This window comes from Leeuwenhoekiella polynyae (assembly GCF_004104075.1).
GTDB classification, from domain to species: domain Bacteria; phylum Bacteroidota; class Bacteroidia; order Flavobacteriales; family Flavobacteriaceae; genus Leeuwenhoekiella; species Leeuwenhoekiella polynyae.
Map to the genome: position 1 here is coordinate 35,288 of NZ_QOVK01000027.1, position 12,436 is coordinate 47,723.

A 12,436-nucleotide genomic window follows, 5' to 3' on the forward strand; every position below is an offset into this window, starting at 1 on the left:
TATGATTTTAGGCTTATCATATCTGGATATTTTAGTATTGGTGCTGTACTTCGGTGTCATTGTGTATATCGGTATACGATCTAGCCTGAAGATTAAAAAAGAAGAAGATTATTTTCTGGGCGGCAGACAATTTGGAAAACTCTTTTCAACATTTGCGAGTTTTGGGCAGGCAACCTCAGCAGACGGTCCGGCAGGTGTGGCAACCACCACCTTTAAAAACGGCGCCAGCGGAATCTGGAGTTCGCTTTTAATGCTCTTTGCCACTCCTTTATTTTGGATCACAGCTCCGTGGTTGCGACGGTTGCGCATCACCACGATGGGTGATTTTTATGAACAGCGTTATGCTTCACGAAAAATGGCCGCGACCTATGCTCTTGTGGGAACCATCGGGATGATGGGCTTGCTCTCTGTAGGTTATAAAGCGGTTACCACAACGGCTTTAGCTATGACCGGGAAGCCCGCAAGCGAATTGACAGCGACTGAAAAAATTGAAAAAGAAAAAGCAGACCGCCTTTTTGAATTATCTAACGAAAACTTCACCTACCTCTCGCAAGCTGAGAAACAGGAATTAGCCGAACTCCGACAGGAAAATCCACGGGCGTTATTCAGTTATTTTTCTGAAGATGTGCTTATCTGGACCATCTGTTTCATCGTTCTGTTTTATACCGCGATGGGCGGACTCGAAGCTGCTTTTTACACCGATTTGCTTCAGGGTATTTTTATAATTTTGCTTTCAATCATTCTCATTCCTTTTGCCTGGTCGGCAATTAACGAACAATTTGGCGGTAGCGGAATGATGGATGCGCTCTCAAATCTGCACGAGCAATTGCCCGAAAGTACTTTTGAGATTTTTGGTTCGCCTGCAACCTTAGACTTTACCTGGTATTTCATAGTTATGGCTGCTTTAGTATCTGGAATGACGGTCGTCGCGCAACCTAATCAACTCGTAACTGCGGGAGCTGCAAAAAGTGAAGATGCGGCGCGTACGGGCTTTGTGACCGGTACGTTTATGAAGCGTATCGTAACCATCTTATGGGGAATGGTGGGCCTTTGTGCCATCTTGCTTTATGGTGGTAAAATCATGAACTCCGATTTTGTTTGGGGTCACGCCACCACACAACTATTGGCACCGTTAGGATTGGGACTTGTAGGTTTGATGCTGGCCAGTTTGATGGCTGCTTTGATGTCTACGGCAGATTGCCTGATGATTACCGTGTCCGGTTTAGTGGTTAATAATTTTTACAAATACTTTTTTCCGGAAAAGTCTGCCAGGCATTACATCTGGGCGGCACGTATTTCGGGAGCTATATTCCTGATTGGGGCGGCAATCATTACGACTCAATTTGACACGATTTTACAGATATTAAAGTTCATCTGGGAGTTTTTTGTAGTCTTTGTAGCAGCCTTTTGGCTGGGCTTAAAATGGCGACGCGCAAACCGCATATCTGCGTGGAGTTCGATTCTGCTCACGTTTACCTTGTTTTATCTAATCCCAACGCTCTTACCCAATATCTTTCCGGCGATGCGTACCGATGAAAGCCTTACGAAGCTTACCAACTCCCGTATTGTAACCCGAAATTATGAGGTAAAGGAAGTCGATCTGGATAACCGCATACACGATATCGCCCAATGGGAAAAGCTTCCGCAAAGCGAAAAAGAACAGATCAGTAAACCGGAAGAACTTGCACTGGGCGGTACAAATGCTGTGGATTATGCCATGCCGCGACAGGCTATTTTTTGGTCTAAAGGGGTTACGACCGAGAAAGATGGTACCTCCTACGGCCGCGGTTATATTTATCTTGAATTGTACTTGCTGGACAGTTTGGGTTGGGATCTTTCAAAAAATCCGTATGCCTTAAACGAAACCATAAGACTGGGAATTCGACTGTTATTCCCATTTCTGGTGCTGTTTCTTATCGCTTTAGCAACTAAACCGGATTCAGATAACCATTTAGCTGAATTCTACCGTAAAATGCGTACCCGTGCTGTAGACAATAGCATTCTGAAGAATCAGCCCACCACCGAAAAACTTTTATTCCCAAATAGCAATTGGGAAATCTATACCTGGAATAAAAAAGACCGTACCGGCTTCTTGCTGGCCTGTCTTATTGTTATACTCATTATTGGATTACTTTACCTGATGGTTTCCCTCGGGTCTTAAATGCTTCGACTTATGAAAAATACAAATCAAAAAACAGAACCGCTACAAAGTCTCGATGAATGGGAAGATGACGTGGTACGCCGTTATCCTGAAGAGGCTCATAAAGCCAAGGAAGAATTTCGCAATTACGAGGCTCCTGCCCGCGACACGGTTAAAGAATTTTACCGCATCAATCACATCAATCAGACCTATGATTTTGTGCTTGAAAAGAAAAAAGATTTTCTTCAGTTTAACCGCCGGGAGATGTCACTTTGGGATGCAGTCGAATTTTTAAACACCCTCGTTGACGATTCTGATCCGGATATTGATCTGGATCAAACCCAGCATTTGCTACAAACTTCTGAAGCGATACGTGCAGACGGGCATTCAGACTGGTTTGTACTTACCGGATTTTTGCACGATTTAGGTAAAGTATTATGTCTTTTTGGCGAACCACAATGGGCCGTTGTTGGGGACACGTTCCCAGTAGGTTGTGCCTTTTCAGACAAAATCGTGTACCCGGAATTCTTTAAAAAGAATCCCGATTACACTAATGAAGAACTAAATACCAAATTCGGCGTATACAGTCCGTATTGCGGATTGGAGAAGGTGCATATGTCCTGGGGACACGATGAGTACCTCTACCACATTTTGAAAGACTATCTGCCCGAGCCGGCTTTGTATATGATACGGTATCATTCGTTTTATTCGCAACACCGCGAAGGGGCTTACGATCACCTGATGAGTGCTCACGATCACGAAATGTTTAAATGGGTAGAAAAATTCAATCCGTATGATTTGTACTCCAAGGCTCCTACCCCACCAAACGTAAAAGAACTGCGTCCCTATTATGAGGATTTGGCTGCCAAATTCTTACCGGACACCCTGAAATTTTAGATCATTTTTATAGTACCTGTTATGTCTCTTAAACCGAAATATCAAACTTTCTTTAAGCTTGCCTGTTCCCTTTTTATACTTGTTGCACTCAGTTCCTGTAAAAAGGAAACAGAAGTAAAGGCTCAGGAAGAAACGCCCTACCAGGGCCTGCTGAATCGGGTTGTTCCCGAATACGCAGATGAGTTTATCATCGATTCGCTGCCCGATGCCGGCGATCAGGCTTTTGAAATTGCAGCTCAGGATGGTAAAATCAGTTTGAGAGGAAACAATGGGGTCGCAATCGCCTCGGCGCTGTATTACTACATCAAAGAGTATGCGCACGGGCAGATCACCTGGAATGGCACCAACCTCAACTTTCCGGAATCGCTACCCTTGCCCGAGAAACTGGTACGTAAAGAATCGCCTTACGAATACCGCTATTACCTCAACTATTGCACGTTCAACTACTCGATGAGCTGGTGGGATTGGGAGCGCTGGGAAAAGGAAATCGACTGGATGGCGCTTCACGGCATCAATATGCCTCTGGCTATTACCGGCGAAGAATACATCTGGGACGAAGTTTACAAATCCTACGGCTTTACCGATGAAGACCTGAAGGATTTCTTTAGCGGCCCTTCGTATTTCTCCTGGTTTTGGATGGGAAATCTGGACGGCTGGGGCGGTCCGCTTCCGCAAAGCTGGAAAGAAAGCCATCGCGACCTGCAAAAAAAGATTTTAAAGCGTTCGCGCGAGTTGGGGATGAAACCGGTGCTTCCGGCATTTACGGGGCACGTTCCGGCTTCCTTTAAAAAATTCTTCCCCAATGCCAATCTTAAAAAAACCAATTGGGGCAATGATTTTGGAGACACCTATATTCTTGATGCTGAAGATCCGCTTTTCGCAGAAATCGGTAAACGCTTTTTAGAAAAACAGGAGGAAGTTTTTGGTACAGATCACTTTTATACGGCAGATACTTTTAATGAAAATGAGCCGCCTTCAGACGATCCTGAATATTTAGGGGAGTTGAGCGAAAAGATTTTTGAAGGAATGAAAGCCGCAGATCCTGAAGCAACCTGGGTGATGCAGGGCTGGTTGTTTTACAGCCATAAAGATTTTTGGAAAACACCGCAAATCAAAGGCTTGCTCAGTACGGTGCCTGATGATCGTATGATTATCTTAGATCTGGCGACCGAAATTGAACCCGTCTGGAAGCAAACCGAAGCTTTCTACGGCAAACAATGGATCTGGAATATGCTACATAATTTTGGCGGAAACATCAGTATGTTTGGCCGTATCGAGACCGTTGCCGAGCAGCCGGCACTGGCCTTAAATGACAGCACTTCGGGCAATTTAAAAGGTATCGGCCTTACGATGGAAGCCATAGAGCAAAACCCGGTACTTTATGAATTGATGACCGATAATACCTGGCGCGACACGCCTATCGAACTCCAGCCCTGGCTGAAAAAGTATACCCGCAACCGCTATGGCGCGGTAAACGACAGCATCTTAAAAGCCTGGGATATTTTAGTAGCAACCGCATATAACGGCACCACAATACGCGACGGTGCCGAGTCTATCATCGCAGCACGACCTACTTTTGAAGGCTACCGCCGCTGGGCACGCACCAAGATGAATTACGATCCGCTTGATTTGCTACCTGCCTGGGACCTGTTTATTGGCGCCAGCGATACGTTTAAAAATTCAGATGGTTTTGAATACGACCTGGTAGACCTTAGCCGTCAGGTGCTTGCCAACTATGCCCTGCCGGTGCAACAGCAAATGCGTATCGCTTATGAAAATAACGACAAAGAAGCCTTTAAAAAACACGGCGACGAACTCCTGACGCTCATTAGTGATCTGGACCGACTACTCGCTACGCGAAAAGATTTCCTGCTGGGTCCCTGGATCGCAGATGCCCGAAGTTGGGGCACCACACCCGAAGAAAAGGCGCTTTACGAGCGTAATGCCCGCGACCTCATCACCCTTTGGGGCGGCCCTGATAATCCGTTGCATGAATACTCTTGTCGCCAATGGAGTGGAGTACTGGATGATTTTTACAAACCGCGCTGGCAACAATTTATTACCGATATTGAAGCCAACTGGGATGATTTTGATCAGGAGGCTTTTGATGAAAAAATCAAAGAATGGGAATGGAAATGGGTGAACAAAGAAGAGTCCTACCCTACCGAACCCAGCGGCAATGCCTTTGAAATCGCAAAAGAGCTTCACGCTAAATACCGAAGCAAAATTGCTCCAATCACGAAGGTTATGCCGCCTATTGACTATAACTATTAAAAACCAGCCTATGACTGTAAAAACTTCAGAACGCTTTTTATCGCTCGACGTATTTAGAGGGCTTACCATCGCCCTAATGATCCTGGTAAACACTCCGGGCACCGGTGCAGCTATGTATCCATATCTGGTGCACGCGCAATGGTTTGGGTTTACGCTGGCAGATTTAGTTTTTCCGTCCTTTTTGTTTGCAGTGGGTAACGCCATGAGCTTTTCGATGCGTCGCTTTCAGGAAGCTGCACCGGCAGACTTTTGGAAAAAAGTACTTAAACGCACTGCAATCATCTTCCTGCTGGGATTCCTGATGTACTGGTTTCCCTTTTTTGAATTTAATGACGGGCAGCTGCAAGTATCTCCATTTTCAGAAACCCGGGTAATGGGCGTTTTACAACGTATTGCGCTGTGTTACTTTTTTGGTGCGGTGATGGTACGGTATTTTTCAGTTAGAGCTATTTTTATTTCTTGTGTGGTCATCCTCCTTGCTTACTGGGGAATTCTGTATGCCTTTGGGGAACCGGGAGGCGAACTCGACATGGCGACCAATGCAGCTGCTCAATTTGACTATGCTATTTTGGGCGAAGGCCACATCTATAAAAAAGATGCTATTCCCTTTGATCCCGAAGGTATCCTGAGCACGCTGCCCAGTATTGTAAACGTTCTTGCCGGTTACCTTGCCGGTGTATTTATCAGACGAAAAGGCAAATCCTACGAGACCATTGCCAAGCTGATGCTAGCCGGCTTTCTCGTTTTTGCACTTGCAGAATGGTGGGCGCTTATTTTTCCGCTTTCTAAAAAGTTATGGACGAGTCCGTTTGCGATGTTAACTATTGGCCTTAATCTGTCTATGCTGGCAGCACTCATCTTTTCAGTAGAACTCAAAAACATCAAATTTGGCACAAACTTCTTCAACGTATTTGGCAAAAATCCACTGGTGATTTATCTCTTTTCCGAACTGTTTTACATCAGCCTGCGCCTGATTCCTGTAAATGAAAATCAGGACGCTTTTGAATGGGTAAGTGAAGTAATTTTTCAACGCATCTTCCCGGGTTCCTTTGGAGTGCTGATGACCGCTATTGTTTTTATGCTTCTGTGCTGGGCGCTAGGCTACTGGATGGACAAAAAGAAAATCTACGTCAAAATATAAGTATTGAAAATTGAATTCATGAAAGTTACCGCATCCCTATATTTCATCTTATTTACCTGCTTTGCAGGTCTTGCCCAGGAGGTTAACGAGTGGGAAAACCCGCTGGTGTATGAACGCAATAAACTGGAGCCACATACCGATTTTATCGCGTATACAAACCAGACGGATGCACGCGCCGATGTGTTTTCAACTTCTCCCTATTACCAATCGTTAAACGGTACATGGAAGTTCAACTTTGTCAAAAAACCGGAAGATCGTCCGCAGGATTTCTACAAAACGAATTTTGATGATTCAAACTGGGACAGCATAAGCGTGCCTGCTAACTGGGAGTTGAAAGGTTTTGGAATTCCCATTTACACGAATATCGATTATCCCTTTCCTAAAAATCCACCTTTTGTAGACAACAGCTACAATCCGGTGGGCACGTACCGCCGCAGCTTTGAAATCCCGGAAACCTGGAAGGATAAAGAAGTGATCCTGAACCTTTCTTCGGTATCGGGCTATGCGCGTGTTTTCGTAAACGGAAAAGAAGCCGGAATGACCAAAGTCGCCAAATCCCCTTCTGAATTTGATATCACGCCGCTACTCATAAAAGGGAAAAATCAACTCGCCATTCAGGTATTTAGATGGCACGACGGCAGCTACCTGGAAGATCAGGATTTTTGGCGCTTAAGCGGTCTGGAACAGGATGTATTTTTATACGCCTTGCCCAAAACCAGTATCTGGGATTTCTTTCTCAAAGCAGGCCTTGAAAATAACTACAAAGATGGCGTTTTCGATGCTTCAGTAAGCTTGACAAATTTTGATAACGCATCCCAATCGGGTTCATTACAACTTGAAATCATTCCGGCAAATGCTTCCAAACCGGTGTATTCCGCTACTAAAAAATTTGCCACTACCGATACCCCGATAAACTTTCAGACCACAATCAAAAACGTAAAATCCTGGAGCGCCGAAACGCCCAACCTATACGATTTGGTATTGATCTTAAAAGACGCTACGGGGAAAACCCTGATGCTTACTTCAGAACAGATCGGTTTTAGGGAAATCGAACTTAAAAACGCACAATTGCTGGTCAATGGGATGCCGGTTTTGATCAAAGGGGTAAACCTGCACATTCACGATGACGTTAAAGGCCATGTGCCTTCGCGTGAGGTTATGCTCAAAGACTTAAAGTTGATGAAGCAAAACAACATCAACGCCGTGCGTACAAGCCATTATCCGCAAAACCCGCTTTGGTACAAGCTCTGTGATCAATACGGGATGTATCTGGTTGATGAGGCCAATATAGAATCTCACGGAATGGGCGCCAACGTACACGCGGTTAAAAATAAAGACCGGCACCCGGCTTATCAACCCGAATGGTTCCCGGCACAAATGGACCGCATTCAACGCCTGGTAGAGCGCGATAAAAACCATCCTTCGGTAATTATCTGGTCATTGGGTAACGAGTGTGGCAACGGGATTTTCTTTCCGCAGGCTTACGATTGGGTCAAAGAACGCGATACCACGAGGCTTGTGCAGTTTGAGCAGGCTAATGAAGAGCGCAATACCGATGTGGTTTGCCCCATGTATCCTACCATCGATTATATGCGTGAGTACGCCGCTGCAACCGATAAATACCGCCCCTACATTATGTGCGAATATGAACACGCGATGGGCAACAGCACCGGTAATTTTACCGAGTACTGGGACATCATCAGAAGTAGCGACCAGATGCAGGGCGGCTTTATCTGGGACTGGGTAGATCAAGGAATCAAGACTCAGGACGATATGGGCACCTATTGGGCGTATGGTGGCGATTTGGGCGGACTCGATTTCCAGAATGATGAAAATTTTTGTGCCAATGGATTAGTCTCTTCAAACCGCACTCCGCATCCGGCCCTGGAAGAGGTCAAAATGGTGTACCAAAATGTGCAATTCGACTTTGATAAAGAAAACCGAAAGCTTTCGGTGTTTAATGAATTTGACTTTACCAATCTGAAGGAGTATCAGTTTAAATGGGAGTTGCTTCAGGATGGAAAGGTGATTGAGACCGAAGATTTTTCGCTGGCAGTTGCTCCCCAGACTTCAGGTATGGCAAAAATCAAATTGCCCAAACTGAATGCTGATGCGGAATATTTGCTAAATGTTTACGCCTTTACCAAAACGGCTACCGCTCTTGTACCGGCCGATCACGAGATTGCAAAAGTCCAGTTTTTTCTTACCGAACCGGTTTTCGTTACCACAAAAACCAATCAAAATCTGAAAGTCAAAACTGAAGGCAATCAGCTCGTTTTTGATTCAGGTTCCATTCAGGGAACGTTTGATCTCAAAACCGGAATGTTTAAATCATATACCAATGGCGAAGTAACACTGGAAGGGCTGCCCCAGCCCTATTTTTGGCGCGCGCCTACCGATAATGATTTTGGGAACAAAATGCCTGAAGAACTGAACATCTGGCGCAGTGCACACAGCAATGTGACGCTCCAGAGCGTAAAAGTTGATAAGCAAACCGAAGCCGGCTTGCCTATTGAAGTTACCTATCATTTGAACGATATTGACCTGCCGTATACGCTTGCGTATGTAATCCAAAATGACGGAAGCATTCGTGTGGCAGCCAAACTTGATCTCAAGGCTAAAAAATTGCCTGAACTTCCGCGTTTTGGGATGCGTATGCAGTTACCGGCCGGTTTTGATAATCTGGAATATTACGGCCGCGGGCCGGAAGAAAATTACGCAGACCGCAACTCGGCTGCTTTTATAGGAATTTACAAGGCTCAGGTAGACAGCCTGAAGATGCCTTACATACGCCCACAGGAATACGGTTATCATACCGATACACGCTGGCTAAAACTCACCGATGCCAGCGGAAACGGGATTGAAGTCGAGGGATTGCAACCGCTATCGTTCAGCGCACTTCCCATCAAAACCGAAGCGCTGGATCCCGGTGAGACCAAAAAGAATCAGCATCCTACAAACCTGCGCTACCGTGATGAAACCACCTTGCATATTGATTTGGCACAACGCGGTCTGGGCGGTGATACCAGTTGGGGCGCTTATCCGCATCCGCAATACCAGTTAACTAAAGACGGCTACTCCTACAGCTATTTGCTTAAACTAATCAAACCTGAACTCTAATTTAAAAAGGATGGCATCCTTTACTATAAAAACCGATTGATGAAAAAAATGTTCTTCCGTAGTTCTTCGTTGCTTCTTCTGGTGCTTTTTGCACTGCTTTCCTGTACAAATGAAGAAAATTCAGAATCTGAAACTGCTCAGGCTGAATTGCCCGAATTGTGGTACGATGCCCCGGCACGCGAATGGGTAGAAGCCCTGCCCTTGGGAAATGGTAAAATTGGTGCGATGGTTTTTGGGCGTGTGAGTGACGAATTGATTCAGCTAAATGAAAGTTCGCTTTATAGCGGCGGACCGGTTCCACAAAGTATCAACCCAGAGGCGGCTTCTTATTTGCAGCCTTTGCGTGAGGCTATTTTTGCCAAAGACTACGAAGAAGCTACGCTTTTGGCCAAAAAAATGCAGGGCTATTATACCCAATCCTATATGCCGATGGGTGATTTATTACTGCATCAGGTCTTGAAAAACGATTCGGTACGAGCCTATAAACGTACCTTGAATATCGAAAATGCGATCACTACGACTTCTTTTGAGTCTGATGGTGTGAACTATACCCGGGAGTTTTTTACCTCGGCACCTGATAATGTTTTGGTGATGAAACTTACGGCAGATTCGGCCAAAGCCTTAAACCTAAATCTTTCCGCAGAAAGCCAATTAAGCGCTGAAGTTTCGGTTACCGAAAATCAGGAATTGGTGGTAAGCGGCAAGGCCCCGGCAAACGTAAATCCCAATTACTACAATCCCGAAGGTGTAGAACCCATTACTTACGACGACCCTGAAGGATGCGACGGAATGCGTTTTCAATACCGCATCAAAGTGTTGAAAACAGACGGCAAGCTAACTACTCAAGATACTAGTCTCGCAATCGCTGATGCTTCGGAAGTCGTTATTTTACTTACCGCCGCAACCAGTTTTAACGGTTTTGACAAATGCCCGGACAAAGACGGACTTGACGAAGCCAAATTGGCAAGCGAATTTATGCAGGCTGCTTCGGCCAAGTCGTTTGAGCAGTTAAAATCAGATCATATCGTAGATTTTTCGGCTTATATGCAACGGGTCGCACTTGATTTAGGCAAAACTTCAGAGGATAAATTAAATCAGCCCACAGACAGCCGTTTAAAAGCCTATTCAGAAGCTGCAAACGATCCCGAGTTAGAAGCTTTGTATTTTCAGTACGGCAGGTATTTGCTCGTGTCTGCTTCGAGACCCGGCGGCATCGCGGCCAACCTGCAAGGAATCTGGAATAAAGAAATGCGTCCGCCGTGGAGTTCCAATTACACCACAAACATCAATGCTGAAATGAATTACTGGCCTGCGGAAACCACCAATCTGAGTGAGATGCATCAGCCCTTTTTAGCCTATATCCAGAACGCTTCGGTTACCGGAAGCCGTGTAGCTAAAGAGTTTTACGACGCACCCGGCTGGGTATTGCACCATAATTCAGACATCTGGGCTACGGCAAACCCGGTGGGAGATCGTGGTGATGGTGACCCGTTATGGGCCAACTGGTATATGGGTGGTAACTGGCTTACGTTGCACTTGTGGGAGCATTATGCCTTTACTCAGGATCAAGACTATCTCGCTAAAGTATACCCGGTGATGAAAGAAGCTTCCCTGTTTACGCTGGATTGGTTGGTAGAACACGATGGTAAATTAACGACCGCGCCTTCTACCTCGCCTGAAAATTTATTTCTGGTAGACGGTAAAGGCTATGCGGTTACCGAAGGTGCGACTATGGACATCGCCATCATTCGCGAACTGTTTAGCAACACGATTAAAGCTTCTGAAATTTTGGGCAAAGATGCCGACTTTAGACAGGAAGTTAGTGCTGCTCGGGACCGTTTAATTCCCTATCAATTAGGTACCAAAGGACAGTTGCAGGAATGGAATCTGGACTTTGAAGAAGAAAATCCGCATCATCGTCATGTTTCGCATTTATTTGGCTTACACCCGGGTACTTCAATTTCGCCGCTTACCACTCCGGAATTAGCCGAAGCCACAAAAAAGACTTTTGAACTGCGTGGTGATGAAGGAACCGGCTGGAGTAAAGCCTGGAAAATCAATTTTGCGGCGCGTTTACTGGATGGCGATCACGCCTATAAAATGATTCGTGAATTGATGTTTTATGTAGACCCCTATTCTAAAGAACATAAAGGCGGTACCTACCCCAATTTGTTTGACGCGCATCCGCCGTTTCAAATCGATGGAAATTTTGGAGCTACTGCCGGCATAGCCGAAATGCTGTTGCAAAGCCACCTGGGCGAATTGCACCTGCTCCCTGCTCTACCCGATGCCTGGCCTGATGGAGAGGTGAAGGGACTAAAAGCCCGTGGGAATTTTGAGGTAAGCTTAAAATGGGCTCATGGTAAACTTCAAACTGCAACAATAATTGCAAACAACGATGGAAAAATCACCTTACGCACGCAAATACCTGTTGAAGCGGATACCAAAATTTTCGATTCAAAAGCAGATGGTGACTATTTTCTTACTACTTTTTCAGTACAAGCAGGCCAGACGTACCAGATAACAACCAAAAACAACTAATCTAAGTTTTTATTAATTATGAAAATAACTTCAGAAGATAGCAAACAAATCACCTACGAACCCGCAGGGAAATTTGAGGAAACCCGATTTGAGAAGATACACAACATCAGTTTTGAACAATCTACACAGGCTTCGGCTATTGTAGCTCAGGAGATCGCTGATTTAATCCGCAGTAAAGAGGCTGCCGGTGAGAAATGCGTGCTGGGTCTTGCTACGGGATCGTCCCCAATAAATGTGTATGCCGAACTGGTGCGTATGCATAAAGAAGAAGGGTTGAGTTTTAAGAATGTGATCACCTTCAATCTGGATGAATACTGGCCGAT

General features: G+C 45.3%; 6 protein-coding genes and 1 pseudogene. All 7 read left to right on the forward strand.

Annotation, left to right across the window (positions count from 1 at the left end; all coding sequences use genetic code 11):
- The first annotated feature begins 1 nt into the window (after position 1).
- Positions 2-2,161: a sodium:solute symporter family protein gene (locus DSM02_RS18550; protein ID WP_128766984.1), complete on the forward strand. Its 2,160-nt coding sequence runs from the start codon at positions 2-4 to the stop codon at positions 2,159-2,161.
- A 12-nt stretch (positions 2,162-2,173) separates the two neighbouring features.
- Positions 2,174-3,037 (forward strand): inositol oxygenase family protein, encoded by an 864-nt coding sequence (locus DSM02_RS18555; RefSeq protein WP_128766985.1) that lies wholly within the window; start codon positions 2,174-2,176, stop codon positions 3,035-3,037.
- A gap of 21 nt (positions 3,038-3,058) precedes the next feature.
- Positions 3,059-5,311, forward strand: a complete 2,253-nt coding sequence (locus DSM02_RS18560) for an alpha-N-acetylglucosaminidase (protein ID WP_128766986.1) — start codon at positions 3,059-3,061, stop codon at positions 5,309-5,311.
- 10 nt (positions 5,312-5,321) lie between these two features.
- On the forward strand, positions 5,322-6,452 hold the full coding sequence (locus tag DSM02_RS18565) for an acyltransferase family protein (RefSeq protein ID WP_128766987.1): 1,131 nt from the start codon (positions 5,322-5,324) through the stop codon (positions 6,450-6,452).
- Positions 6,453-6,470: 18 nt separating this feature from the next.
- Positions 6,471-9,572, forward strand: coding sequence for a glycoside hydrolase family 2 TIM barrel-domain containing protein (locus DSM02_RS18570; protein ID WP_128766988.1), 3,102 nt, complete (start codon positions 6,471-6,473; stop codon positions 9,570-9,572).
- Between the two features lie 39 nt (positions 9,573-9,611).
- On the forward strand, positions 9,612-12,113 hold the full coding sequence (locus DSM02_RS18575; protein ID WP_240674104.1) for a glycoside hydrolase family 95 protein: 2,502 nt from the start codon (positions 9,612-9,614) through the stop codon (positions 12,111-12,113).
- Positions 12,114-12,131: 18 nt separating this feature from the next.
- A pseudogene (locus DSM02_RS18580) lies at positions 12,132-12,436 on the forward strand (glucosamine-6-phosphate deaminase); the annotation flags it as partial.